Source organism: Candidatus Williamhamiltonella defendens, from assembly GCF_900699045.1.
GTDB lineage: Bacteria > Pseudomonadota > Gammaproteobacteria > Enterobacterales > Enterobacteriaceae > Hamiltonella > Hamiltonella defensa_A.
The window spans coordinates 151,924-178,273 of sequence record NZ_CAADHL010000001.1; the positions used below are offsets into that span (position 1 = coordinate 151,924).

At 38.2% G+C, this 26,350-nt stretch carries 24 protein-coding genes and 4 pseudogenes; 10 read left to right on the top strand and 18 right to left on the bottom strand.

From position 1 onward, the window contains the following. Positions 1-354 precede the first annotated feature (354 nt). The 16 genes from nusB to kdsD form a co-directional block, all read right to left on the bottom strand. Positions 355-801 (bottom strand): transcription antitermination factor NusB, encoded by a 447-nt coding sequence (nusB, locus tag CICURV3402_RS00755; protein WP_158379463.1) that lies wholly within the window; start codon positions 799-801, stop codon positions 355-357. 30 nt (positions 802-831) lie between these two features. After that, on the bottom strand, positions 832-1,302 hold the full coding sequence (gene ribH / locus CICURV3402_RS00760) for a 6,7-dimethyl-8-ribityllumazine synthase (RefSeq protein WP_158379788.1): 471 nt from the start codon (positions 1,300-1,302) through the stop codon (positions 832-834). A 531-nt stretch (positions 1,303-1,833) separates the two neighbouring features. After that, on the bottom strand, positions 1,834-2,202 hold the full coding sequence (locus CICURV3402_RS00765) for a hypothetical protein (protein WP_187306879.1): 369 nt from the start codon (positions 2,200-2,202) through the stop codon (positions 1,834-1,836). A 265-nt stretch (positions 2,203-2,467) separates the two neighbouring features. Next, positions 2,468-2,995: a hypothetical protein gene (locus tag CICURV3402_RS00770; protein WP_187306880.1), complete on the bottom strand. Its 528-nt coding sequence runs from the start codon at positions 2,993-2,995 to the stop codon at positions 2,468-2,470. Between the two features lie 541 nt (positions 2,996-3,536). Continuing rightward, positions 3,537-3,698, bottom strand: a complete 162-nt coding sequence (locus CICURV3402_RS00775; protein WP_187306881.1) for a hypothetical protein — start codon at positions 3,696-3,698, stop codon at positions 3,537-3,539. A gap of 2,451 nt (positions 3,699-6,149) precedes the next feature. Then, a complete protein-coding gene (locus CICURV3402_RS00780) occupies positions 6,150-6,431 on the bottom strand; it encodes a C80 family cysteine peptidase (protein WP_187306883.1) in 282 nt (93 codons plus the stop codon). Positions 6,432-7,006: 575 nt separating this feature from the next. Then, positions 7,007-8,041 carry a Holliday junction branch migration DNA helicase RuvB gene (gene ruvB, locus CICURV3402_RS00785; protein ID WP_158379464.1) on the bottom strand — a complete coding sequence of 345 codons (1,035 nt, stop codon included), beginning with the start codon at positions 8,039-8,041 and terminating at the stop codon, positions 7,007-7,009. 33 nt (positions 8,042-8,074) lie between these two features. Next, positions 8,075-8,689, bottom strand: coding sequence for a Holliday junction branch migration protein RuvA (gene ruvA / locus CICURV3402_RS00790; protein ID WP_158379465.1), 615 nt, complete (start codon positions 8,687-8,689; stop codon positions 8,075-8,077). Positions 8,690-8,730: 41 nt separating this feature from the next. Next, positions 8,731-9,645 (bottom strand): aspartate carbamoyltransferase, encoded by a 915-nt coding sequence (gene pyrB, locus CICURV3402_RS00795; RefSeq protein ID WP_158379466.1) that lies wholly within the window; start codon positions 9,643-9,645, stop codon positions 8,731-8,733. A 66-nt stretch (positions 9,646-9,711) separates the two neighbouring features. Beyond that, entirely contained in the window at positions 9,712-10,566 is an 855-nt protein-coding gene (gene rapZ, locus CICURV3402_RS00800; protein WP_158379467.1) for an RNase adapter RapZ, read from the bottom strand. 97 nt (positions 10,567-10,663) lie between these two features. Next, positions 10,664-11,134, bottom strand: coding sequence for a PTS IIA-like nitrogen regulatory protein PtsN (gene ptsN, locus CICURV3402_RS00805; protein ID WP_158379468.1), 471 nt, complete (start codon positions 11,132-11,134; stop codon positions 10,664-10,666). Positions 11,135-11,214: 80 nt separating this feature from the next. Next, complete coding sequence (gene lptB / locus CICURV3402_RS00810; protein WP_158379469.1) at positions 11,215-11,940, bottom strand: LPS export ABC transporter ATP-binding protein; 726 nt, start codon at positions 11,938-11,940, stop codon at positions 11,215-11,217. 35 nt (positions 11,941-11,975) lie between these two features. Beyond that, a complete protein-coding gene (gene lptA, locus CICURV3402_RS00815) occupies positions 11,976-12,485 on the bottom strand; it encodes a lipopolysaccharide transport periplasmic protein LptA (RefSeq protein ID WP_158379470.1) in 510 nt (169 codons plus the stop codon). After that, positions 12,460-13,071 (bottom strand): LPS export ABC transporter periplasmic protein LptC, encoded by a 612-nt coding sequence (gene lptC, locus CICURV3402_RS00820; protein ID WP_158379471.1) that lies wholly within the window; start codon positions 13,069-13,071, stop codon positions 12,460-12,462. Before lptC ends, lptA begins: the two co-directional genes overlap by 26 nt. Continuing rightward, entirely contained in the window at positions 13,068-13,625 is a 558-nt protein-coding gene (gene kdsC / locus CICURV3402_RS00825) for a 3-deoxy-manno-octulosonate-8-phosphatase KdsC (RefSeq protein WP_158379472.1), read from the bottom strand. The genes lptC and kdsC overlap by 4 nt, the downstream gene beginning before the upstream one ends. A gap of 15 nt (positions 13,626-13,640) precedes the next feature. Further along, positions 13,641-14,618, bottom strand: a complete 978-nt coding sequence (gene kdsD, locus CICURV3402_RS00830) for an arabinose-5-phosphate isomerase KdsD (protein ID WP_158379473.1) — start codon at positions 14,616-14,618, stop codon at positions 13,641-13,643. A 282-nt stretch (positions 14,619-14,900) separates the two neighbouring features. Between kdsD and CICURV3402_RS00835 the strand changes: the two are divergent. The 10 genes and pseudogenes from CICURV3402_RS00835 (at position 14,901) to CICURV3402_RS00880 (ending at position 23,614) form a co-directional block, all read left to right on the top strand. Beyond that, positions 14,901-15,627 (top strand): annotated as a pseudogene (locus tag CICURV3402_RS00835) (ATP-binding cassette domain-containing protein). Positions 15,628-15,654: 27 nt separating this feature from the next. After that, a pseudogene (locus CICURV3402_RS00840) lies at positions 15,655-16,386 on the top strand (MlaE family lipid ABC transporter permease subunit). 100 nt (positions 16,387-16,486) lie between these two features. Then, a pseudogene (locus CICURV3402_RS07430) lies at positions 16,487-16,847 on the top strand (MlaD family protein); the annotation flags it as partial. Positions 16,848-16,968: 121 nt separating this feature from the next. Next, positions 16,969-17,567, top strand: a pseudogene (gene mlaC, locus CICURV3402_RS00850) (phospholipid-binding protein MlaC). A gap of 33 nt (positions 17,568-17,600) precedes the next feature. After that, positions 17,601-17,849 carry a BolA family protein gene (locus tag CICURV3402_RS00855; protein WP_158379474.1) on the top strand — a complete coding sequence of 83 codons (249 nt, stop codon included), beginning with the start codon at positions 17,601-17,603 and terminating at the stop codon, positions 17,847-17,849. Between the two features lie 34 nt (positions 17,850-17,883). Further along, positions 17,884-19,140, top strand: a complete 1,257-nt coding sequence (gene murA, locus CICURV3402_RS00860; protein ID WP_158379475.1) for a UDP-N-acetylglucosamine 1-carboxyvinyltransferase — start codon at positions 17,884-17,886, stop codon at positions 19,138-19,140. Positions 19,141-19,226: 86 nt separating this feature from the next. After that, positions 19,227-19,907 carry a carbonate dehydratase gene (gene can, locus CICURV3402_RS00865; RefSeq protein WP_158379476.1) on the top strand — a complete coding sequence of 227 codons (681 nt, stop codon included), beginning with the start codon at positions 19,227-19,229 and terminating at the stop codon, positions 19,905-19,907. A gap of 607 nt (positions 19,908-20,514) precedes the next feature. Beyond that, positions 20,515-20,841: a hypothetical protein gene (locus CICURV3402_RS00870; protein WP_158379477.1), complete on the top strand. Its 327-nt coding sequence runs from the start codon at positions 20,515-20,517 to the stop codon at positions 20,839-20,841. 1,029 nt (positions 20,842-21,870) lie between these two features. After that, positions 21,871-22,059: a hypothetical protein gene (locus CICURV3402_RS00875; RefSeq protein WP_158379478.1), complete on the top strand. Its 189-nt coding sequence runs from the start codon at positions 21,871-21,873 to the stop codon at positions 22,057-22,059. A 1,327-nt stretch (positions 22,060-23,386) separates the two neighbouring features. Then, complete coding sequence (locus tag CICURV3402_RS00880) at positions 23,387-23,614, top strand: hypothetical protein (protein WP_158379479.1); 228 nt, start codon at positions 23,387-23,389, stop codon at positions 23,612-23,614. Positions 23,615-23,626: 12 nt separating this feature from the next. Here CICURV3402_RS00880 and rfaC read toward each other — a convergent pair whose 3' ends face one another. Beyond that, positions 23,627-24,595, bottom strand: coding sequence for a lipopolysaccharide heptosyltransferase RfaC (gene rfaC / locus CICURV3402_RS00885; protein WP_158379480.1), 969 nt, complete (start codon positions 24,593-24,595; stop codon positions 23,627-23,629). 9 nt (positions 24,596-24,604) lie between these two features. Next, the gene (gene rfaF, locus CICURV3402_RS00890; protein ID WP_158379789.1) at positions 24,605-25,678 is read right to left on the bottom strand and encodes an ADP-heptose--LPS heptosyltransferase RfaF; all 1,074 of its coding nucleotides are present in this window, start codon (positions 25,676-25,678) and stop codon (positions 24,605-24,607) included. Positions 25,679-26,350: the final 672 nt, after the last annotated feature.

The window sequence follows — 26,350 nt, forward strand, 5'->3', positions numbered from 1 at the left end:
AGTGAACGCAAAAGAAAACCAGGCAGGCTCAGCCCCCATTGTCACCAAATCACTTAATTGATCAAAAAGGCTTTATAATTTACATCAGCGAGATCAATATCTGGTAAAAAACACACACCGGAAACCAATGTGTCCGTACTGACCGATATTCGCCTTTTCAATAGAAAGTAAAGCGCAATCATCTTCTTTCTATGCAGAGCTCGACATCCTCATGAATAAAACTTTTTCGATTAAAATAGCGAGAAATCAGGACAAATTCACTGCAGCGAGAAATCAGGACAAATTCACTGCGAAGCATCTGCACTCCAAAAATTTTAAAAAGATCATCTCTCTTTAAACACAACCTCAACAAACTTATTGATAAGGTCCATTTTGTGATCTAATTTGCATTCTTTTTCGAATAATAGGCACCGCTTTATCCAGGACACCATTAATAAATTTATGACTGTCGTCAGCACCAAAAGTTTTCCCCAATTCAATCGCTTCATTAATAGTGACTTTATAGGGCACATCATCACGCTTACTTAATTCAAACATCGCCAAGCGCAAAATGGCTTTTTCTATTTGACCTAATTCCTGAAATTGACGTGAAAGATAAGGGGTCATCAAGATGTCCAGAGATTCCACATCAGAGGCAACACCCAATAATACATGACGAAAATAAGCGATATCTACTCCTTGCGTTTCTTGATCGGCCAAGAAGGATAATTCAACTTCTGCTATATCATTTTTAGTTACTTGCCAAGCATAGAGGGCTTGTACGACACATTCGCGTGCACGGCGCCGAGAAGAAGGGTTCACAACATTCTCCTTTAAATGTTTGTTTAATGATTAAGATTGAATAGTTTGAATGAGATTGATCATTTCTAGGGCGGCTATAGCGGCATTGGCGCCTTTATTACCAGCTTTAGCGCCGGCACGTTCAATGGCTTGCTCAATATTCTCTGTTGTCAGCACACCAAAAGCCACAGGGGTATCGGTACTGATTGCAATCTGAGATAAACCAGCGCTGCATTCACCCGCCACATAATTAAAATGAGTGGTACTACCACGGATCACGGTGCCTAATGCCACGACAGCTTGGTAATTTTTTGTTTGTATTAATGTTTTTACTATGAGAGGCAACTCATAAGCGCCAGGAACCCAAACGACGGTGATATTTTCTTCGGGAATCTGCCCGATATATTGCAAAGCATCGAGTGCTCCGCTGAGGAGGCTATCATTAATAAAACGATTAAAACGCGCGATAGCGATGGCGATTTTGGCATTTGGAGCCACTAAAGTGCCTTTGATGATTTTGATTTTATTCATGAAAATAGACCTTTTTATTTTAATAGGCACATTATACCTGTGTTTTATATATATGCACATAATTCATAGAGCCTCTGATAAATTAATGATGGCTAAAGGATTTAAATTGAGTAAAAATTTAAATGAGTTTACTATAAGTTACTCACTTAATTTTTTTTGAAAAAATTCTCCGTGTTCGAGAGAAAGAAAAACTGATTCACAGAAAGACTGACAAGTAGTTTGAAATAGGGTTAGATACTCTGGCCTGTTAGTCGTGGAAACAAGGGATGAGGCGTTAAAATAACATTACCGGTATCACTGTCTGTAAAACCGGTATCACTGTCTGTAAAATGTGCTCTCTATCAACATGGTATACTTGCTCTGCCTCTAAAAATTCAGGCGTGATTTGCATCAATTGGCTTAAAATATGATCCCCATTTTTATGCTCATATGAGAAAATAAGTGATCTAAAACGAGGTCTGGTTCATGTTTATGATTGACGATCACTGTGTGCACACGCCTTCTCTTATTTATGATAGAAAGCTATCTATAGCTTTCCTCTATCATAAAATTCATCAGACGTAGATTGAGATGTTCTGCATGGGCATAGAAATAACTTAAAATCACATCGTTATCATCTTGTGTTAACCGAAGATCCTTCAGTAAAAAAGGCAATAGTATAATATCTTTCTCCGGAGAACTTGTTTTAGGCGCATCATAATTATGAATGCGCACTTCTTCCGTGGGTCTGTCTTTGATGATGTACATATCTCTGCCTCCTTTGCCTTCCAGAATATCTTCTCCCGTTTTACCGTGTAAGACGTTGCTGAGCTCATTTCCATGTAAAGCATCATCAAACCCAGTTTCTCGATCGACCAATCTCAAAAAAATCTGGAAATATTTTTTTGCCACTCATATCAATCATCCCTGTTTGTTTCTGCTCAGAGATTTTTAAAATAATGAAAGGGTTTTTAGACTGTCGGTTTTAGGCAGAGATAATTTTTGATCAAAGTGTGGTGCATATATTGCTATTAAAATGAGAGTATCAGGTTCATCTTTATTGGGATAAAATGCAATTTCAGCAGGTAAGACCGGGAAGCTCACACCATCTTTGCGATAAAAATATATTGGCTGGTTAACCTTCGTTGTTTGGCTTAAACGCGGAATAAAGATGAAATCACTTTAAAGTGGTAATACTTTGATTGTCATGGTTTAGTTCAATGAATAGATGCTGCTTAATTCTCTTTATACTGATGATTGAAATCACGAAATAATCCAAAAACATATGACTCAATGTGTCTGGATCGTCATCTGCTTCAATGATTAATACCGACGCCTCGCCGTCGGTATTTTGTAAAACACGATAAGAATCTGTGTCTTTTCCTCTATATAATTTTCCAGCCTGCGCCACTAAAATATCATTCCTATCTAGCCCCATCAATTTATCTTTCCACCCCTTCCCATTCAGGATACTGGATGGAGCGTTACCCAAAATTACATCGTCTTTTTCTGCGCAGGTCTCTATATGATCGATATTTTTTAATACAGCTATTTTTTGAGGTTCATGGGTAAAATAAAAAGCGTTTTCCTGCAGATTGACATAGTATCCGCCTTGAGATGAATTTTTGTACGCTATCAGAGCATTAGTCCCTTTTACTCCATCGAATACGCTTGGTTGAGAAAGGGGCAGAGTGCCAATCAACATATCTGATTGATGTCCTCCCTTAAAATTTTCGCCCCTATCACCGACGTCAAAGACGTTACTTTTTTTCTAGATAGACTGTCCTACCACCCCATCGTTTCCGGCTCCTAAAAAATAAATTTTAGCGAGATTTTTAAAATCAGCGGTATCGGATTTTAGAATAGAAGAAGAGAACGATAACGAACTAGAAGATTCGACCAGTCTTTTAAAAGATAAAATTCTCTCTAAATGTGCATCAGTGTCAAGGGATATCTAATCATCGGTCAGTCAAAGTCCTTCGATATCGTAAAATGTTGACTCACTGTCTTCTAAACGCAGATTAGCATAGAGAGCTTGATGCCCCAATTTTTGGGTTTGATAATCTGATAATATGGTTTAAGTTTGTGAGGGGAGTATTTTATCTTTAATGCTGTCGATCAATAAATATTGATTCAGGAGTATGGATGGGCTACTCAACATAGTCCGTTTTTCCCGTTAATTTTTGATAGGAATATTCATTTAACATGATTTCTCCTATGCTATAATATACCGTCTATATTTACTTCTATGAATTTAATAATGCTTGAATTTTTTTTGAATAAGTCATGAACATTTTTTTAGCTTGTTGCTTTACTTGTCCTTTCGTGAGCTGATTAGTGACCTCAACGTCAATATCTGCGCCACCAAAACTCAACCAACCCATCCGTAATTTTTGTAACCCAGTCAAATTAGTGTAGCTGCTTGATTTGTTAAATTTAACGAACTGAGAGATACATTTCTCTGACGACAACCGTCAAAACGCCTAAGACGATACCGATCTCGCCACTCACTAACACCATTTTTCTAGCTAAGGCGAGTACTGCCAGACCAATGGCGATACTGATCGAAGCACTTCAAGAAGACACGGAGATACTGATCTGTAAATCTTGTCGAACATCCGGATCAGTGACTGTTTTCAAGTCAGTGCTTGCTTTGTGTGATTGATAAATATCGAAATTGGCACCCAGCATATTTAAGCAGATACCTCCATGTCGAACGAGATTCATTCCAGCTGCATACTAAAAACGCTGCATTCTAGATGCAAGCACTTAAAAAGACTGAGAAGAGAATTTTTTAATCAGGTAATGCCCCAGCTTTTTCGAACTTAATTCTAAACATGTACTTTCCACATCATAAACAAGGCTCGCTATAGCTAGTTGAGATTCCAACTCCAATGCGTGTTTTTGAGAGAAATTGAGTTGTTCAGAAGAACGACGACTCCAGTAATGAGACAAAAGTATTAAAGATCGGATCCAGGAGATCCATTTATTTACTTATCCCAACATACCGACTGTACGAAACAGCTTTGAAAACTCAAGGCTATTCTGATTTGTCTACGTTTTAACTAGTTTAAGGGTCGATAAAAACAGTGACTCTCTATCCTGTCTTCTGATAAATTGCTTTAATTTTTTAACAGAAGGAGATGTCAAAATTTGATCAAAATTTAACTGATAAACATCCAATAAAAAAGCACCATTTCTTGCAGAACGGCTCCTTAAGCACGCAAAATAGTTATTTAACATCGATTAAAGAATGTGACTTATGTTTTGAGAATGATCATCAGTGAAAATAATTTCGCCAAAATTCGTATCATAGAGATACCAATAGTTTTTTTGATCTGTGCCCTGACGTTTGGTTATCGTTAAAATATGTTCTTCCATGCGAAACTGATAATACCCTGTCGTTTCATTAGCCAGTGTGTTAAAAAATTCAGGGAGTTTCTGCAACCCTTTTTTAATAAAAAACCCACTTTCTTCCAGCTTATGAACCAGGCGCCCAGCAGTATTGATATCTTTATCAGTAATCTCAAAAAATATTTTTTAGGCGTGGATTTGATCATGAATTTGAAATGCCTTCAGTAATTTTACGCATCAATCTTTATCATCTAGTCTGAGCATGCTCAAATCAGCTAAACTCACTTTTTTCGCTTTTTGTTATGCGACATCACTGCCGTCACCCATATAAATCACTTGCATAACCGGATAAAATGAGTGTTACTCAATTCCATTAAGCGTTGAATTTGATGGATAAACTAAGAATAAAACAGTGGGCGCGAGACTGTTGTATTTAATCTTTTCCAGTCAAGTATTCTTGCGGAAAGGTTAAAAAATCCGTTAATAGTTTAAGATCATGAGAACCATATTAGGTGTAATTATTAGAAGCAATACCATTGAGCAAGATCCAAATTCTTTGTAGTTTTTTAGTTAAAAAATCAGAAAAACTAATATTTTTTTGATTAGATATCATCCTACAAGATTTATCGGTCTATTTTGATTGATTTTTTGGTGATATTACTTTTAGCATCTTTATCTGAATCCGCTTCTAGACGTATTTTGAGGATCTTGAATTCAATACCTCATTCTTGAGTCATCTCTCGAGCAGCTTAACGTAATAATGTTACACTCTTAGACACCTTTTTATTTTTAGGGTCATCAAAATCTATCAAAAATAAGCCGGTAATTTTAATGTTTTTTATCATAGGATCATAGGGATAAATATTGATATCTGGTCGTCCAGTGACAAGCACTGGTATTTCGCGTGATGGTTTGATGAATAATATCGTCAGGCGTAGTGACTCGTTATGGATAGGAAAATAATTGATTCGATAGTAAAGCATGACGGACTAATGCAGAGAAGGGACCTGTTCTTTATATACGATCATCGGTCTTCAATAACATTAATAATCTGATTTGTTTTTTGTAGCCCCTTTTTTGATGAAACGCATTCGTGTGCCTGATGCTTGAAACATATCTTCTAAATTTGACTTAAAAATGCTTTCATGGGGCCGCGGCAAAAATGTTTTGTTCTAGGACCTCTAATATCACGCCTAACTTATGATCTCTGAGGGTCTCATTTGACGGAATACTGACTGAAATGCAATCAGATTGGCTGAGTTTTTCTTTAATATCTTTTGAAAAACGCCTTTTCGATTTATAAAATCTCTGATTGAAGAAAGATACATGAGATCCTTAAACTGCTTATTTTGTATTTTATGATCGGTAAAATCCCGTAAATGCCCAAGCATCTACTACGGGAGATAAGAACCAAAAACACTGATGTGTTTTTTATGTATTAGTACGCCAGGTTTTTTCCAGCCTAGCAGGAAGGTGTTTCCTACCGTCTCAGCCCTATTAACTGATTACGTTTCACGAGTAAATTTTTCACCAAAACCGTCATGAGGAACAGACACTAATCTTTTTCTAGCCGATATGTCTGCCAGAATGCGCCCACTTTTCATCGTATAAGCAAATTCGGCAGCAAAAATTTTGCCGTTGTGATCGATCAGCCGATATCCGATTAAACTGATTCGGTTTGGAGTACTATTGTATAGTATATTTTTACTAAAATGTTGATTAAACTTTGTTAAAAGTGTGGCTAAACCATCCTGGTTGATGCTAGAAATAGTCTGAATAGAATTCAATTTTCTATCTGCATCAACTTTACTTACGTACCTTACAACTTGTCAACGCAATTTTCCTTGAAGCGTTTTTGGAGAGCCTGATAACACGCGATAATGATTTTGTTGCTTGACTTAAACAAAGACTGAGCCTGGTTGTTTTCCCGCGAGTGCTCAAGGCTGCATTGAGCACAGTCGGATTGTTTTCTAGCTAAATAATAAGTTGCCACACATATCGAGTCTAACTGCCATCAGAACTGGTGATGATAGATTGAAGCTCCCATTGATCAACAGGTGCAAAAACCGTTGGCGTTCGTTTAATACGGTGAGTATGAGCATTAGATCAAAGTTCATAAATCAAAAAATAAGGGGATTGTTCTTAGGTTATGGTGATTTTTCATCCTTAAAAAATAGAAAAGTCCTGAGTGGGTCACTTTTGTATTATATTGAGATCAATATAATATTCAGAAAAAGATTTAAAACTGATTTTATAAAATTTTTCAAACTCTTCACGACGAATTTTGTTATCATGATTTTTATCAGATTTTTCAAAAATGTCATTTACCGTATCAATTAGCTAATTTTTATCTACATATTGACTACAGTCCTCCTTCTAATATTTTTGTGAATTCTTTACCACCACATATAAAATGCTGATAAGCGTGCTGTGTCGCTATTCTGCCGCGAGGTGTGCGCTGAATAAACCCTTTCTGGATTAAATAAGGCTCCAAGACATCTTCAATGGTCTCGCGTTCTTCACCAATAGCCGCAGCTAAATTATCTAATCCGACCGGTCCTCCGTGAAATTTTTCAATAATCGCTAACAGTAATTTACTGTCCATATAATCTAATCCTTCTTTGTCAACATTCAACATCTCTAAGGCTTTAATCGCAATCTCAGTGTTAATTTTGCCTTCTCCTTTCACTTCAGCAAAATCCCGCACCCGTCTTAAAAGGCGATTAATAATTCGAGGAGTTCCCCTTGAACGTAGTGCCAATTGATGAGCTCCATTTTTAGTAATGGGTAATTGTAAACAGCGTGCACCCCGAGAGACGATATGTTCTAAATCTGCGATAGAATAAAATTCCAGACGTTGTATAATGCCAAATCGATCTCGCAAAGGAGAGGTCAAAGATCCCGCGCGTGTGGTAGCCCCAATTAATGTGAAGGGGGGTAAATCCAATTTAATTGAACGCGCGCCGGGGCCTTCTCCTATCATAATGTCAAGTTGGTAATCTTCCATCGCGGGGTACAAAATTTCTTCTACTACAGGAGATAAACGATGAATTTCATCGATAAAGAGCGCATCTCTAGGTTCAAGATGCGTTAATAACGCCGCCAAATCTCCCGCTTTTTCTAAAACAGGCCCAGAGGTGGTACGTAAATTCACTCCCATTTCATGGGCCACAATATTGGCCAGTGTTGTTTTACCCAACCCTGGAGGACCAAAGATGAGTAAGTGATCTAATGCATCTCCGCGTTGTTTTGCTGCCTGAATGAATATTTGCATTTGATCACGAACATGGGATTGACCTATGTATTCATCAAGCCGTTTTGGGCGAATAGCGTGATCTACCAAAGCTTCATTTCCATTGAAAACATCGGGTGAAACCAATCTGTCTATTTTAATCATGTGGCACCTTTTTTGCCTTTAAGCAAGAAAATATTATAAGATAGAGCGTAACGCATGCTTTATTAAAGCTTGAGAATCTAAATCTGGTTGAGCGATATTTTTGATCAATTGAGCCGCTTCTTGCGGTTTGTAACCGAGTGAGATCAACGCCGATATGGCTTCTGCTTCGGACGATTTCGTTGAAAGATTAGTAGAAACTAATGACAACATGTGATCGGCTGTGCTTTTAAATAAATTTTTATTTAAATTTTTAATCCGATCTTTCATTTCCACGAGCAATCGCTCTGCCGTTTTTTTTCCAACTCCAGGTAATTTGATTAAATTTGAAATATCTTCTTTTTCTAGCGCACAGATAAACTCTGCTGAAGACATACCTGATAAAATCGCCAACCCAAGTTTTGGCCCAACACCATTCACTTTAATTAGTTCACTGAACATCGCCCGCTCTTTAGGATGATGAAACCCATATAATAATTGCGTATCCTCTCGCACCACAAAATGTGTAAAAATAATCGCTTCTTGCCCTAATTCTGGAAGTCGATAAAAACAGGTTATAGGAAGTTGAATGTCATATCCCATTCCTTGAATATCTAACAATATCCAGGGCGGCTGTTTTTCTAAAATAATGCCTTTCATTCTACTTATCACTGCTTGAGACTCCCTCGTTTTTTATGCTGAAGGTCTTACGGCTAAGGTGCATGAGGATTGAGCAATAATGCAAGTAAAGCCTCTCGAATAAACATCCCATTCGCCGCCTGTTGAAAATAATAGGCATACGGTGTTGTGTCTACCTCGCGTGCTATTTCATCGATCCTTGGTAAAGGATGTAAAATTTTTAAATTCGTTTTTACCTGACCAGGAAGCAGATGATCATCATCTAAAATGAAAGCGGTTTTAAGATGACGATGCTCTGGTTGCAAGCGTTCTTGTTGAATACGGGTCATGTAAAGAATGTCAAGCTGAGGTAGCGCTTCTTCAATTGTGTGATGTACGCTATAATTGAGGTCCTTCACAAGGGGACAAGGCATTGACAGCTCGGGGGGCGAAATTAAAAAAAATTTATTATTTGGAAATGTTGATAGTGCTTTTGTGAGCGAATGAACCGTTCGGCCATATTTTAAATCTCCGGCGAGACCGATTTTGAGATGGTTTAAGCGCCCCTGTGTTTCCTGAATGCTGAATAAATCTAGCAAGGTTTGTGTTGGGTGTTCATTCGCACCATCACCCGCATTGATGATAGGGACTGGGCAAAAACCGGCAGCATATTGAGGAACCCCTTCTTGGGGGTGCCGAATGATAATCGCATCTACATAGCTGCTGATCACACGTAAGGTGTCAGAGAGGCTTTCACCCTTACTGACGGATGTAAACAGATCGTCTGAAAATCCTACCACAGAAGCTCCAAGACGATGAATAGCTGCTTCAAAAGATAATCGAGTGCGGGTAGAGGCTTCAAAAAAACAACTGGCGATAACGCTATTTTTTAAAATATTCACAGGCGGTGTGTTTTTAAAATACACTGCCGTATCTATAATATGTTTTAACTCCAGCTGACTCAGATCAGAAATTGAAATAATATTTTTACGATATAAAGAGTGGGTCAATGAAGCCTCCTGATGAAAATAAAACATTTAAGTCACACATTTCAATTATCACTATTGATTTTGTCGTCATTCTTTTCTTTTTTCCAATGTACGGTGACATAATTGAACATTTTTCCCACGGGAACGAAAATAATCGGCTAATTGCTCAGCAATATAGACCGAACGGTGTTTGCCTCCTGTGCAGCCAATCGCAATGGTGAGATAGCTCCTATCATTATTTTCTAGCATGGGAAGCCACTGATTTAAATAATGAAGGGTTTGATAAATAAAATGATCCACTTCAGAGTACCGTTTTAAAAAATCCACAACAGGTTTATCCAAACCTGTCATGGATCTTAATTTGGGATCCCAATGAGGATTGGGTAAAAAACGAACATCAAAAACGTAGTCTGCATAAATAGGCAGGCCATATTTAAATCCAAAAGATTTAAATACCATACTTAATTTTCGTTCTTTTGTTCCCAATAATCGAACACGGAGTATTTCAGACAGCTCATGCACTGACATTGCGGAGGTGTTGATAACCAAATCAGCGCGAGAGCGTAATGGTTCTAACAAGATATTTTCTTCTTCGATGGCTTTTTCTAATGACGGGTGATTAGCAGAAAGTGGGTGTAGGCGTCGTGTCTCACTGTAACGCTGGAGCAATGTATTGTGGTTAGTATCTAGAAAAATAAATCGCGTTGAAAATTTTTCATTTAATTTTGTGAGTACCTTTTCAAATATTTCAGAAGATTCTGGCATGTTTCGGACATCTATGCTGATGGCCGCAGGTGTGTTTCTAGGAATCAGGCTACTGGCCAGATTCGGTAATAAAATAATGGGTAAATTATCAACACAATAAAACCCCATATCTTCAAGAGCCCGTAAGGCTACAGATTTTCCAGAACCAGAACGGCCACTGACAATCATCAGAACCATAAAGTGTCTTGCTTGTTAATATAAAAGGCTATATCGATCTCCTCACTAATTCAACAGGATATAACAGTTGTACAATATATCGTTCAAGTGTTAATAATCAAACTATCGTTGACTCAGTGATAATTTCATAAAGCGCTTGATCATTTTCTGCTGCACGTAAACGACGACAAATGGCTTTATCTGCTAATTTGTCTGCCATTAAAGATAAAATCTTTAAATGCATTTTATCCTGGTCCAAAGGGGCCAACAAAGCAAATATCAGATCGACAGGTTGATGATCAACCGCGTCAAGCGCAATCGGTTGAACCAGGCGAATCAACACCCCCACTACGTGGGTGTCTTTTTCTAATTTACCGTGAGGTATCGCAATCCCATTGCCAATACATGTGCTACCCAAACGTTCTCGTGTTAAGAGCGCATCAAAAATAATCTGTGAGGAAATATGAAGCTGTTGAGCTGCTAACTCACTGATAATTTCTAAAACCCTTTTTTTACTGGTGCAATTAACAATTTTTGTGCAATCCATACTTAATATTGGAGTAAGTGGTATTGAATCATCATTGGACATTTTATTTTCACTGTTTTATCTTTACTTTTGTCAGATTACCGATAGCTTTAGCTGTCATTTGATGGCTTTCTTTATGTTTATCAAAGGCGAAACTCCTCCCCTAAATAAACCTTTTTAACCTGTTGATTGTCTAAAATATCATTTGGTGCACCATGTGCAATTAAATTGCCCTGATTCATAATATAAGCCCGTTCGCAAACATCGAGCGTTTCCCGAACATTGTGATCCGTAATCAGTACGCCTAACCCTCTGTCTCGTAAATGTTTGATGATTTTTTTTATTTCAATAACAGAGATAGGATCCACCCCAGAAAAAGGCTCATCGAGCAAAATAAATTTAGGATCTGCTGCCAGTGCGCGTGCAATTTCGACTCTTCGAGATTCTCCTCCTGAAAGAGAGCGGCCTAAATTCGATTTCAAATGACTAACGTGAAACTCTTCCATCAATTCAGTTGCCCGTATTTTACGGCGTTCAAAAGAAAGGCTTTTGTTTATTTCTAGAATAGACATCAAATTATCGTAAACGTTAAGACCACGAAAAATAGACTTTTCTTGTGGTAAGTAGCCAATACCCCGTCGCGCACGCTCATGTAAAGACAATAAACTGATGTCTTGGTCATCAACGATGATGCTACCGCCATCTAAAGAAATGATACCGACCACCATATAAAAAGTCGTGGTTTTGCCTGCTCCATTAGGGCCTAATAAACCCACTATTTCACCTGAGTTAACCTGAAAACTAACATCTTTAACGACCTTACGACCTTGATATGTTTTCGCTAAATTTTTTGCGATTAATGTGGACATTATGGTGAGTCTTTTTGAGTAGAATGATTAGGCGATTAATTTTTTAATTGAGAATGTAAAAGCACAGAATACACCGGTTTTCCTTTAGCACTAAAGGCGTGCATTTTTTTTTGTGGAATAAGATAAGTAATACGATCTGCTTCCATGTGGCTGTCTAACTGATCTAAATAAGCATTACTCGTTAATACCAACAATTTATCAGAGAAGGTATAACGTAATTTGTCACTGTGACCTTTGAGGGATTTTCCGTTATCTTGCATTTGATAGAAGGTGATTGGATCACCAAAACCATCCACCACAGTTTTTTGAGGATCTCCATTAGGGCGAATCACCACTACTTTACTTGCAGTGATCTTGATAGAGCCCTGTTGAATCATCACGTTGTCTATATAAGTATTCGTATGATTGATAATATCTAAAGATTGCTTATCAGATGTAATAATGACAGGCTGATCGGTATCATCGGTTAACCCAAACGCAGGGAATTTTAAAGTAAGCAATATACCTATCAAAAATAGCTTATGGATTTTCTTTTTGTATTTCATAGTGTGTTTTTACCTTTGCAACCAAATCCGCTTTTTTGCTTCGTAAATTTCCTTGCATTTTCATACCGCTAGAAAAAAAATCAACACCATAAAGGTTGACTGAGTCATTCGAAGAAATATCCTGGGTAATCAAGTTAATTTTTGCATTTTCTGTGGTGATTTTTTTTAAATCTGTACTCTGTACTAAGTTGGTTAATTCAACATGACCATATAAATAAAGCATGTCATTATCAGTCAATTTTGCTCTATCCGCTTTCAGAGACCAATAAGGCTGAAAAATTTCATCAAATAAAACCATAACAGGATTTGTAAACCAAGTGGTATTTTCAGGATCATTAGAATTGCCTGTTTGTTTTTTATGAAAATAACGTACGGCATTTTGAGCAGTGATGGTATAGCTGATAAAACCTTCGAGGTTATAAATATCAGTACGTATTTCTTGAGCTTGATAGAGAGGAGCATTCTGGCTAAGACTGATTGTACTGTCTTTTAAATTTAGATCAAAATAATTAAATAAATTCCAACTTAACAAAATGATAACAATCACTGATAAAAGAAAAGCCGCTCCTTTCATTTTTTCATTCATATAAATGACACTTTAGCTCTATTGAGCTTTTTTTGAGCCAACAAAATTAAATCACAGAGTTCACGGATCGCACCATAGCCACCCGAGGTATAGGTGACGTAATGTGCGTTTTTTAAAAGCCAAGGATAGGCATTTGAAACAGCTACAGATAACCCCACTTTTTGCATCACAGGCCAGTCGATTAAATCATCCCCAATGTAGGCCACTTGTTGATCGTTGAGAGACAGGAGAGATAGGAGCTCCCGATAGGGTATCAGTTTTTCTATGACGCCTTGATAAAGGTAATCAATACCCAATGTAAGTGCCCTATCTTTGACAATTTGAGAGGAACGACCTGTGATCAATGCGACTTCAATCCCGGCATTTTTTAAACATCGAATACCGTAACCATCATGTATATGAAAGGATTTGAGTTCCTCGCCCTGGTTCCCCATATAAATTCGCCCGTCGGAAAGAACGCCATCGACGTCACAAATTAAAAGCCTAATCTGTGTCGCGCGCTGAACCACTTCTTTTTTAACGATTCCGTAATGCGTTTCTAGCATATGATTCATCGACTATCTCATGCATTAGATGACTCCAGATCTCAACATGTCATGCATATGCACCACCCCCACCAAATGGCTTTTTTTAGCCACCAACAAAGCGGTAATATGATGTAATTGCATTAAGTTAAGCGCCTCTACAGCCAATAAACTAGGTTGAACCTGTACCGGATTAGCAGTCATCAGGTGATGAATGTGCGCGTTGTTTAAATCTATTTTTTGATCAAACACTCGGCGTAAATCTCCATCAGTAAAAATCCCTTCAATTTTCATATTTTGATCACAAATCGCAGTTAAACCCAACTTTTTTTGGGTCATTTCCAACAAAGTATAACGCAAAGAAGCATTTGAATAAACGAAGGGAATGTCGCTTCCAGTGTGCATAATATCACTAACCCGAAGCAGCAACTTACGGCCTAACCTTCCCCCAGGATGAGAGCGAGCGAAGTCTTTTGCAGTAAATCCTCGAGCTTGCAAAATGGCCACCGCAAGCGCATCCCCCATCACTAAAGTAGCCGTCGTGCTGCTGGTGGGCGCTAATCCTAACGGGCAAGCTTCTTGAGGAACTTTAATACACAGGTGAATATCTGCTGCTTCCCCCATCGTACTGTTGGGATCTGCTGTCATACAAATCAAAAAAATATGTTGGCGCTTTAACAAAGGGATCAAAGACAAAATTTCATTCGCTTCACCGGAATTTGAAATTGCTAACACAATGTCACCCTGACTTATCATGCCAAGATCGCCATGATTTGCTTCACTCGGATGAATAAAAAAAGCTGGTGTTCCGGTGCTGGCAAAGGTAGCGGCTATTTTACAACCTATATGCCCAGATTTTCCCATTCCCATGATCACTAACTTTCCATGACAAGAAAAAATGCGAACGCAAGCCTTTTCAAAATCTTCATTGATGTACTGCTCTAATTGCGCTAAACCGGCACATTCAATTTTTAATACTGCTTTGGCAATTTGTTGATAATTTACTTGATTGACTAATATCATACTTATCACTTATTAAAATACTCATGGCATACATTTGATAGTCAGGTAAAAATTTTATACTAAACTGTTTAAGAAGCCTACCATGTAAAATGAATTAACCGTATCAGCACACCAGGTTCTAAGTTTCTCAAGGATTTTAAAAGAATTTCAATAATTAAAGAGCGCAACATAAAAAATAAAAGCAGCAAAATCAATTAAATGGTTTATAAATCTCATTAAATATAAACTGAAGGCATGTATTTTACAGACGACGAATGAGTGATAAATCTTCATTTAATTGAAATGAAAGGTGTACATTTCACACGTGCCAATAAGGCGATATTTTCTGATATTAATATCATTTTCCCTCGTGGATAAATGACTGCCATTACGGGCCATTCTGGCACAGGTAAAACCACTTTACTACGTTTGATAGGCGGCAGCTTTTGCCTGATAAAGGAGATATTTTATTCGATGAAGAAAATATCCCTCACTTATCTCGCAAAAATCTCTATCGTGTTCGTAAAAAAATGCGCATGTTATTTCAATTTCGTGCGTTATTTACTGATCTGAATATATTCAAAAATATGACATTTGCTTTACGTGAACATAGAGGTTTATCCGAAGAATTGCTGAGAAGCACAATGATGCTAAAGTTAGAGGCGGTGGATCTCAAGGAAGCTGCTTATTTAATGCCCGCAGAGCTGTCTGGTGCCTGACTAGACGGGCGGCATTAGCGCGTGCTATCGCGCTAGATCCCCACCACATCATGTTTGATGAACTTTTTTGGACCAGATCCCATGAATTTAAGCATATTGGTGAAAGTAATCAGAGAACTCAAACATACATTAGACATGACCTATATCAGGGTTTCACATAATGTGACAGAAGTTTTTAGTATTGTTGATTACGCTTATATCATGCAACTCAGCACGTTATTGCAGAGAGTTCAACAGAACAACTGAAAAACCATCAGAATCCCCATATTCGAGCATTTTTGTATGGTATTTCAGAGACTTGTATACCTTGAAATACCCTTAAACTTGATAGAATATTCATGTTAATCATAGAAAGTGTATCATCTTTATGGCCTAAAGGGATTGACGCCTGCTCTACCCTGAGACGAGCAGGATGCATGTTGTTGAATATCGTTTTCGGTAAGCCGGAACCTCGTAAAAATCTTCCTATTTTAATTAAACAACTATATCGTATTGGCGTATAATCTATTTTAATTATTTTCATTTCGGGTTTATTCATCGGTATAATTTTAGGTTTGCAAGTATCTTTAACCTTAACGATATACGGTGCAGAAGGCAGCTTAGGTATGTTGGTTCTTTTATCGTTGTTCCGTGAACTTGAACTGGGCCAAGTAGTTTCGGCTTTATTGTTCGTAGGGCAACCAGGATCCTCGCTGACGGCTGCAATTGGCTTAATGAAGGCCACGAAGCAACTTTCCAGTTTAGAAATAATGGCAATTGATCCCTTAAGACGGGTTATCACTCCGCGCTTTTAGTCTAACGTCATCAGTTTACCATTACTAACCGCTCTCTTTATCAGCGTCCGTATATTTGGGAGTAGCATTATATCTATTGACTGGAAGAGTATTAATACGGTGTTTTTCTGGTCAGCAATGCACGATTCCGTGGTGCCTTCTGATATCATTAATTGTTTTTTAAAAAATGTTTCATTTACACTGATCATCACTTGGACCTCGATATATAATAGCTATGATGCCACACCTCCCTCTGAAGGGATTAGCCTAGCAACGACTAAGACCGTCGTAAATTAATCATTGGCTGTACTGGCTGTTGATTTCTTGCTCACTGTATTGATATTTTGAAACTCATGATAATGCATACAAAAAATATGAAGTCTGAGTTGGTTTATTTATGTTATCAGGAATCAGGGCGATCCTATTTCTTTGCTTGAAGATCGCGAATATTCACTTAATAACACCACAATCTACCTATGAAACATATGCTAATTTTGACAATATTGGCGACCTGAAAATTCATTCTCCTGTTAAAATTGTTGGTATGGTCATAGAAAAAGTCTCTAACCTTTCGTTCAAGGGGCCAAATTATACGCCTCGTGTTACCATCAATATTGACTCACAGTACTATCACATTCCAGACAGCATCACTAGCTATGCGTACTTCTGGTTTATTAGGGAAACAATTTTTGGCATTGCACCTGGGTTTTAAAGATGCAGAAATGGGAACGCATATATTAAAAGTAGGGGATACCATTTAAAACACCACCTGCGCGTTGGTGCTTGAAGATTTGATCGGTTAACTTTTATATAAAAGTGCTGAAAAGCAGCATATATAAAACTTCCAATATGTCACATCATTAAAATAGAGAATCCATGATGTTAAAAAATATTTTTATCGTTTTATTGATACTGGTGCCTTCATTAGTTCAGGCATTAGATACAACAAATCCATATACACTGATGGAAGATGCAGCGCAAAAACTTTCGCGCGACTCAAAAACGAGCAATCCAGAATTCAAGCTGACCCCAATTATTTACGGACTATCGTTCAAGAGGAGTTATTACCTTTTATACAAATTAAATATGCAGGAGCTTTGGTATGAGACACCTATTACAAAGGCATAAAACCTGAACAACTTAAAAACTATTATGCAGCTTTTAGTCAATATTTAGAACAAGCTTACGGTCAAGCTTTAACCATGTATTATGGCCAAACGTATCATATTGCTCTTCCTCAGGAGATGGGATCGGCCACCATCATCCCTATTAGAGTGACAATCATTAATCTTAATGGCCGACTTCCCGTCAGATTAGAGTTTCAATGGAGAAAAAACATTCAAACCAATCATTGGTAAGCATTTAATATGCAGGTTGAAGGGGTTAGCATTATTACTACGAAACAAAATGAATGGGCTAACATCTTGCGTGAAACAAGAATAGATAGGTTAACAAAACATTTAACTCTGCTTACTTAGCAGCCGATTACTTTAAAAGAACTGATCATCACTATGCAAAAAAAAATCAAAAACAGCTTGCTCGCTGCTTTGTCTCTTGAAGCGCTTTTTATCACTAAGCATGGCAACCATTTTGAGGTTATTGCTGTGGGTGATTTATTTTCAGGAATGAGCAGCCTCAAAAGACAACAGACTATTTATGCCCCCCTAATGAAATACATCACTAATAAAAGTATTCATGCGGTCAGCATCAAAACTTATACAGTGCAAGAATGGAAAGAGTTTAAAAAAACCTCTGTTTAATCGAAAAATTTTAAATGTAAAGAGAATCAGCATAATGAAAAAATTTCGCATTCAGGGGCCTTGCTATCTCTCGGGAGAGGTGATGATTTCTGGATCAAAAAATGCCGCACTGCCTATATTGTTTTCCACTCTATTGTCAGAAGAACCCATTGAGTTAAAAAATATCCCACAACTCAAAGATATCGATACCACGCTAAATTTACTGAAACAGCTGGGGGTCAAAGCAAAATATCAACCCACTGATTCTATTATGATTGATGCGAAATCGGTTAATCATTTTTGTGCGCCCTATGAATTGGTCAAAACCATGCGCGCCTCTATTTGGGCATTGGGGCCTTTGGTTGCCAGGTTTGGTCGAGGGCAGGTCTCTTTACCTGGGGGATGTGCTATAGGCGCAAGACCAGTGGATTTACATATTCTTGGATTAAAACAGCTCGGTGCAAAAATACAAATAGAAGAAGGCTATATTAAGGCGTCTGTTGAAGGTCGTTTAAAAGGGGCTCATATTGTCATGGATAAGGTCAGTGTTGGGGCCACACTCACCGTCATGAGTGCCGCTACATTGGCTGAAGGCACCAGCATTATTGAAAATGTTGCCCGAGAACCTGAGATTGTTGATACAGCCAATTTCCTCAATATTTTAGGGGCCAACATTCAAGGTGCTGGAAGTGATAAGATCGTCGTGGAAGGAGTCAAGCGATTAAGAGGAGGTGATTACAGTATTATGCCTGATCGGATTGAAACAGGGACCTTTCTTGTCGCATGCGCAGTTTCAAGAGGTAAAGTTATTTGTCGTCACACTCAGCCCGCTACCTTAGAGGCCGTATTGGCTAAATTGCACGAATCTGGTGCACAAATCGAAGTCGGCAAGGACTGGATTAGTCTGGATATGAAAGGGAAGCGTCCAAAGGCGGTGAATGTGCGTACAACGCCTTACCCCGGTTTCCCAACCGACATGCAGGCCCAATTCACTTTGCTCAATATCGTTGCAATAGGCACAGGTGTTATTACTGAAACCATTTTTGAAAATCGTTTCATGCATGTCCCTGAATTAATCCGTATGGGTGCCCAGGTAAAAATTGAAAGCAACACCGTTATTTGCCATGGTGTGGAGCGCCTTTCTGGGGCAGGAGTCATGGCGACTGATTTACGTGCTTCAGTCAGTTTAGTTCTAGCCGGTTGTATCGCTCAAGGAATCACGACAGTAGACCGCATTTATCATATCGATCGCGGTTATGAGCGAATCGAAGATAAACTCAGAAAGTTGGGCGCTCATATTGAGCGAATCTAGGGAATTCTAGCGCCAAAAATATAACCCACTTTGGCTCCTCATAGTAAGGAGCACCTTTTATAAATAAAAGGTAATCAGACAATTAAATGAAAGACATAAAAAAACTGATTGAAAATAATAAAATTTGGTCAGATTCGATGAGTCAAAAAGATCCTGATTTTTTTCAACGTTTATCTCAGGTGCAAAAACCGAATTTTCTTTGGATTGGTTGCTCAGATAGCCGTGTCCCCGCCGAACAATTAACCAGTTTAGAACCAGGTGAACTTTTTGTACATCGTAATGTGGCTAACCTGATTATTCATACTGATCTCAATTGTCTGTCTGTAGTACAATACGCTGTAGAAGTATTAAAAGTAGCGCATATCATTATTTGTGGTCATTACGGTTGTGGAGGCGTCCAGGCAGCAATAAAAGATAAAGAATTAGGCTTAATAGATAACTGGTTATTACATATTCGTGATCTCTGGTATAAGCATCGCTTGATATTAGGGGAATTACCACTTAAAGATCGGAGTAATCTACTCTGTGAGCTCAACGTGGTGGAGCAGGTTTACAACCTTGGACATTCTACTATTGTGCAATCTGCATGGAGACGTGGTCAAAAAGTCATGTTACACGGTTGGCTTTATGGTATGCACGAAGGGCGTGTGAGAGATTTAGGCGTATCTGCCAATAGCAGAGAAAGTGTCGAAATGGCTTATAGCAATGCCATGTCCGTTAATAAATCTCGAGATGTCTACATTGAAAAGAAAAATGCCCATTTGTGATGGAATCAAATGATTCCATCATCCACCTAAAATAAGCTTTATCTGATATTACTATCAAGTCAAAAAACATTGATTTATATACTAGAATCAAATGTAAGAAAAATAATTTGATTAATAGGATAACTGAACAACATAACACTCAATTCTAATGATACCCCTTATCTATATTCTGATGATCACAATAGATTTTTATCAAAGGAAAAAGTGATGACGACGCAAAAATATTTGTGTAACATAATTCTGTGGTTAATTTATCTGCATTAACGAATAAAAATAAGGTGAAAGTGTTGATATCAGGGCCCTATCTGACATTAACCCTCAGACTAAGGCAGTGTCACGATTGTCAATGGCGCGCTGTATTCCAGCTTAAAAGATAGCCAACTGTCTGTAACCTTTAAAGATATCAACTATCAAAGGGAAAACCTTAGTCAGTCAGATCAACCTTGAGAATATTAACTTTAAAAACGTCGATACTTTTTAAGTGAATCAAAAAGACCATAAAGTGATTGAACAACAGAAATCTGAGGCAGAAGAGCTGAAATACACAATGCGGCAACCGGAGAAAGAAAAAGCCTAAGCACAAAAAGTGGCCTGAGAAGCAAAGGAGGTGAAAAAATCCTCTCAACAAATCGAAGACACCATCGATGATTTTTTAACTCAAGTGAACACCCAGGCTGTCTTGGCTCAAATCATTCAGGCTGACAAAGAGATATCTTTGGATTCCTCGTTATCTTTACATAAAGAATTGAGAAGTATTTTAGAAGTCGGTCGTATGAATAAAAACGCGAACAGAAAAGGCAGGGTAAACAACCTGCCTTTAATATCAAACGAGCTTGATAGTAAAACCGGAACTGATGCACACTCAATCAACAATCAAATGCAACTAAAACCGATACTTAAAGGGTATCGCGGAAAACTGATTAGATTCCGATAATCCTGAGCTTCCTAAAATCTAGTAAGAGTAAAGGAAATACCAAAACAAAACATTTTAATTTTGGTCAGCAAACGATACTATCAAGAATTCAAGTGCGCTGACGGTTAAGTTTTATGGAACGGTATCACGCCCTAAAATTTAGTTAATATATAAGCTTAATGAAACCCTTGATTAAATGCAAGTCAGACACCGATATTTATAATTAAGAATGTCGATCTGCATGCTAGCAAAATTCAGATCATCGCCATCCCTGCCCAAGATTAGACATCAGGAAAATATACTATCTCAGTTTTTGTCATAAATGCCGCTGCACAAACATCTACACCATCGCAAACGATATAGCTAAGCATCAATACCAGAAGAAAATCAGATAAGCCCGACATAACCCTCTCTGAGGGCAGCAATACTACTTCTCATGAATCTCTTCTTGAAAAATGGACAAGTACCCATAACCCTAAGTTTGATATTGTTCTAAAAGACAATGCAAGTAATCTCATCAAAAAGGTAGAGGTCAGGGTTACAAACTTAGAAGAAAATAAATAGATCGCTGAAAAAAATGATTTAGGCAATTGGGAGAATCAACAAAATGGAGATGTAAATGCAGTTGCATCAGGAAAATTCTCGTTGAGCATTAATGGTAAACTCAACTTTACTCCTAATGATTAGTGACAGGCAGATACACAGTATCCGTTGAAACCTTTAATTCAGAGAATTAAGCCAGTAGTTTTTATCAAGAAGAAGTTAACAATCAAACTGGATGACAATTCGTTATGCCCATATGTTAAAATGACAGCTACGCTCATTAATCAAAACACAAGTTTAAGCCCAGCTCCTGCTATCCAAAAAAATTATACCAATAAAAATTGGATAGTGGAGATACCCAACGTCAATCTGATGGTACATATATATTGACAGTCACCGATAAGGATGTATTACAAAGGATGTCTTCTAAAGGAATAAGTTAAATTAAGTCGATATTAAAATCGACAGCATCTCTCCCGATGTTTCTCCGATCAAACTGAAAAACTCATGGATCAGAAATCCTCGAGTAGAAACCACAAAAAACAACCAGAATTTGTTATTAAGAATATTCCAGATGATCTTCATAAGATTGAAATTAAAATTCAAAATAGCACTGATATGCGCACTTATGAGATAGATAATATAAATCATATTACAGACCACTTAAAAGAGTGGAGCGGCATGGGCGGTTTATAGGGTGACAAAATTTATTCAGTCGTAGTCACTTTACAGACAAGGTAGGGAACACAAATAGTAACAGTAGTACTCCATTAAAAATTAAAAAAAATCTCTCTATTTTCTTTCTCGAATCCGAGCCTCATAATTGATCCTCATACCAACATCGGCACTGCCGGGGATTGCAAAAAGAATCATGACAAACCCATTTTAGTCTTTAAGAATAAAAGCGATGCAGGAATGAATTTCCATCTAACATACAGTGAAGAGTACTGATCTACATCATTATACTAATAATACATTTAGCTTCAGAACCAATGAGTATGATCCTAATAATCAACAATTAACAAAAACAACCCAATTCACGGATTATATCACCCTGGCAGGGCACAAAAGAAAACAATTTAAAGAAATATTCCTAAAATGCCCCAAGATGTAAATTATACATTCATTTGGAAAGGCAACTATTTTGCCGTTACGGGAGATATCAACGTATAGAGAAACGTTAAATGTAAAAATAAAATACGATAGAGGTGAGGTTACTGAAAAAAGTTGTCAAACCAATCAAAGTGATAAAAATTCTGATACTGATACTAAAACTTCACTACTGCAACACTTCAAACACACAGGGCGGAGAAAGTCAAATAGCTACAGACGAAATTCAACTTATAGTGCTTTATTTGGATTCGACCACAGGAGACTATCGCGCGAGGTTTTCTGACTATACAAATAGTGAAAATAAATTAGGAGAATATAATTCTGATTCTTTTTTCTATCCCTCCCAATTAAAACCAGAATTATATTCACCCATGGGGTGTAAATTATTAAAATTCACAAAAGAAGAGTAAACGTATTGGGTCATTGAATTTAACAATAGTACTCTGTATGAATTTTGCAGATTCATACCTTTGAAATAACCGTGCAGAAAACATTGATGCACGGCAAGATGAGAACGCGGGAGCAACTGAAAATCAGCGCTCGAAAGCATCCCCCTCTGAAACAACAAATTAACCGCGCCGAAACCGGAAGCACGTCTGAAGAATCCTCAAAAGAAGAGCTATCTGACCGCTATAAACACAGCATCCCGATATCCTAACCAGCGGATGAAATCCATAAGCAGGTCACCACACCCCAAAACCTCATTAAACCACTACACCATATCAACTCAGAAAATGCAGTCACACGGGATCTATCCCCATCTTCACACTCAACGCCCTAAAAGAAGCGCACAATGCCGTCAAATCGGTGATAACAGTAGATATTCGCCCAGAATATGTGCTTGATCTGATTGACAACCAAGGAGTATTCACTGTCGGCGTGCTGTTCATGAAAAACCTGCATAAACTGAGTGCCACTTATTGACCTAGACGGGGATTGGATCCGCCTAGATAAAACCTTCAGTATTGATGTCTCTTCTGAAAGAAGAATAAGCAGCCTGCACACCACAGACAGATATCACACTGACCCTTTAATAGGCTTAAAAACGAGCTCATCAAAAGAAAATGCGGATATTGTAATGATGACACCTATTTTACATCTAGCTGAGCATAAGAAAAAATCGATGTATCATGGATAAAAAACAATACATTTACAAAATGTGTTGTTTTAAAACAGCCATGATTTCATCAACAAAAAGATCGGCCATATTTTTTGTCTCTGAAACGATCGACATTTGATGGTCACCATAGCCCCCGATCAATAGGGGGTCTGTTGGGCCAAACAAAGTGAGATTAGGTTTACCCAACGCCGCCGCCAGATGACTTAAACCCGTGTCAACAGAGACCACGGCTTGAGCGGAAGTCAGAATGTGGGCGATGGCCTGTAAATCACAATGGGGTAATACCTCAACTTGAGAAAAACCCTCAGCTAAACGGCAGGCCCGTTGATATTCTGGCTCCGTCCCCCAGGGCAATTTTATTTTTAGGCGGGCGCTTCTTTTAATGACTTCCTCAATCAGCGCTCGCCAATGTAGTTCAGGCCAATGCTTTGCCTTTTGCGTTGTTGAATGAATCAAAATCAGGTAGGGATCATGTGGCCTATTTTTCGAAACAAATGCAGAACTGATGGCATAGTCACCACGCCAAGACGATTTTGAATAGCCCAGACTTTTCGCTAATAAATCACGGAGCCTTTCGACTGCATGTTGGTTTTTATCTACCCGGTGGCGCTGATGATAAAACGCACTAGCAAAAGCTTCACGCGCACTTTGGCGATCAAACCCATGCTTGATGCCATACGCAAGGCGCGTGATCAAGGCTGCACTTTTGAGTAAACCCTGGGCATCTATCACCACATCATAGTGCTTTTTTTGTAATGCTTGTTTAAAAATCGCCCACTCTGCCTGTACGGATTTGCGAAACCAGTGTTGCCGCCAACGCCGAATGGCCACTGGGATGACTTTGTCTACGGCTGGGTGCCATGTGGGGATTTGAACAAAATTCTCTTCGATGACCCAATCAAAACAAATTTTTTCATGCGCGTTCATGGCCTCTGTAAGCGCAGGTAAGGTGTGTAAAACATCGCCCATAGAGGAAGTTTTGACTAATAAAACCTGCATTAATCGATTTTATTCCTGTGCTTCATCAGGGTGAGCAGCATCACACAATGTTTGCAAATTGGCCATTACTTGCTCGGGTGTAATCCTAATTAAACTGTCATGATACCCCTCCGAATCGTCGCCTTTTCGAATTTTATGATAGCCGCTGATCAAACGAATAACTTGGGCATTTGGGGATAAAGGGGGCGTAAAATCAGGGTTACTCGGCCCATACAACGCGACCAATGGCTGATTTAAAGCCGCCGCGATATGCATTAAACCTGAGTCATTTGTTACTATCGCGCTACAGGCTGCAATCAGGTCGATTGCCTGTGCAAGCGATGTGTGGCCAATTAAGTCATGACAGTATTCTTTCGCTTTTTGGTTGAGTGCCGATATTATCTTGCACCCTGTTTCTTTGTCTTTTGCCGATCCCAATAAAACGATCTGATACCCCTTCTCAATGAGGGTTTGCGCCAAAGCCGAATAATGATAATGAGGCCAACGTTTTGCTGGGCCAAATTCGGCCCCTGGGCAAAACCCTATCAGCGGTGTGTCATTTTTTAATGAAAAAACTGCTTTGACCTCTGCCACTGCTTTTTCTGTGACCTGCAAATAAGGCCGTAGAAAAGGTTGAGGTAAATGGGCCGCTGATAACGCTTGAGTTTTTATATCAGCAATATTATCAGCGAGTGCCACATAACGTTGCACCATCATCGGGAATGCGGCGGGGTTTAATATTCGACAATCATTTAACAGGCCGTATCGCATTTCACCACGCCACCCAATCCGATGCGGAATATGTGCAAAAAAAGGGATCAACGCCGATTTAAATGAATTAGGTAATATATACGCGCGTTGATAACGCTCAGAACGTAATTGAATACCAAGACGTCGCCGCTTAAAAAGCGCCAACTGACCGTGACCGATGGGCATCGTCCATATCTGCGACACCTCTGGCATCCTTAACAGTAAGGCATGGCACCACTCCGGCGCTATCACATCTATTATTGCAGGGGGTTGACGCACTTTCAGCGTACGATACAAACTGTGAGACATCATCATATCCCCCACCCATGAAGGCGCGATTACCAACATTTTTATCTGATTTTTCAAAAAATCCCTTGTTAACCTCAGCCGCCAACGGTGATGGCATATTCAAAAATGGCATCGGCTCAATTTTGCCTATTTTTTCATCTGAATATGGCTCAGTTTTTTTAAAAATGATTTTGTCTTAAATATCATCAATAAACGTTTTTTGATTCTTTTTAAAAAATATTTTAACAAAGTTTTTAAAAATTTTTTATAATAGAGAAGAGAAAATACGATTATGAGTATAGAATTTAGACTAATAAAATACACAAACCCAACAAACAAATACGCTTTTACAGATAAAAGCGCTCATAGCGCATCATTATCTGTTGTTAAAACAAAATCTCATGCGAAAAAATTATTTCGTCAATCTCGTAAATTTTTGAGAAGTATTTTTAAAATGCTACCACAAACAAAAAAGGTTCTTATTCATTAACAGATGACAAATATAATAAAATTATCTCTATAGCTAAGACTTCAGAAAATTACTTTAAGAATGCTGGCAAGTTTTCAAAAATCTTAATAAAGAACAATATGCTAGAACAAAAGAGCCCGTTTTAGATCCGCCAAAAAACCCAGAAGAAAACACTGCCGCTCCCGTAGAAAATTATCATAAGAATGATCAACATAGCGGCGATCCTCACTATTGTGATAATAAAAGAATGTATGAGGATCCTTCTAATC

What these genes read in the sequence shown, in the direction of transcription:
- CICURV3402_RS00770 (WP_187306880.1), bottom strand. Translation starts at nt 2,995, where the DNA reads ATGTTGATTGGCACTCTGCCCCTTTCTCAACCAAGCGTATTCGATGGA.
- ruvB (WP_158379464.1), bottom strand. Translation starts at nt 8,041, where the DNA reads ATGATTAAAATAGACAGATTGGTTTCACCCGATGTTTTCAATGGAAAT.
- rapZ (WP_158379467.1), bottom strand. Translation starts at nt 10,566, where the DNA reads ATGGTTCTGATGATTGTCAGTGGCCGTTCTGGTTCTGGAAAATCTGTA.
- ptsN (WP_158379468.1), bottom strand. Translation starts at nt 11,134, where the DNA reads ATGTCCAATGATGATTCAATACCACTTACTCCAATATTAAGTATGGAT.
- lptB (WP_158379469.1), bottom strand. Translation starts at nt 11,940, where the DNA reads ATGTCCACATTAATCGCAAAAAATTTAGCGAAAACATATCAAGGTCGT.
- lptA (WP_158379470.1), bottom strand. Translation starts at nt 12,485, where the DNA reads ATGAAATACAAAAAGAAAATCCATAAGCTATTTTTGATAGGTATATTG.
- lptC (WP_158379471.1), bottom strand. Translation starts at nt 13,071, where the DNA reads ATGAATGAAAAAATGAAAGGAGCGGCTTTTCTTTTATCAGTGATTGTT.
- kdsC (WP_158379472.1), bottom strand. Translation starts at nt 13,625, where the DNA reads ATGAATCATATGCTAGAAACGCATTACGGAATCGTTAAAAAAGAAGTG.
- kdsD (WP_158379473.1), bottom strand. Translation starts at nt 14,618, where the DNA reads ATGATATTAGTCAATCAAGTAAATTATCAACAAATTGCCAAAGCAGTA.
- CICURV3402_RS00855 (WP_158379474.1), top strand. Translation starts at nt 17,601, where the DNA reads ATGCAAAAAAAAATCAAAAACAGCTTGCTCGCTGCTTTGTCTCTTGAA.
- murA (WP_158379475.1), top strand. Translation starts at nt 17,884, where the DNA reads ATGAAAAAATTTCGCATTCAGGGGCCTTGCTATCTCTCGGGAGAGGTG.
- can (WP_158379476.1), top strand. Translation starts at nt 19,227, where the DNA reads ATGAAAGACATAAAAAAACTGATTGAAAATAATAAAATTTGGTCAGAT.
- CICURV3402_RS00875 (WP_158379478.1), top strand. Translation starts at nt 21,871, where the DNA reads ATGGATCAGAAATCCTCGAGTAGAAACCACAAAAAACAACCAGAATTT.
- rfaC (WP_158379480.1), bottom strand. Translation starts at nt 24,595, where the DNA reads ATGCAGGTTTTATTAGTCAAAACTTCCTCTATGGGCGATGTTTTACAC.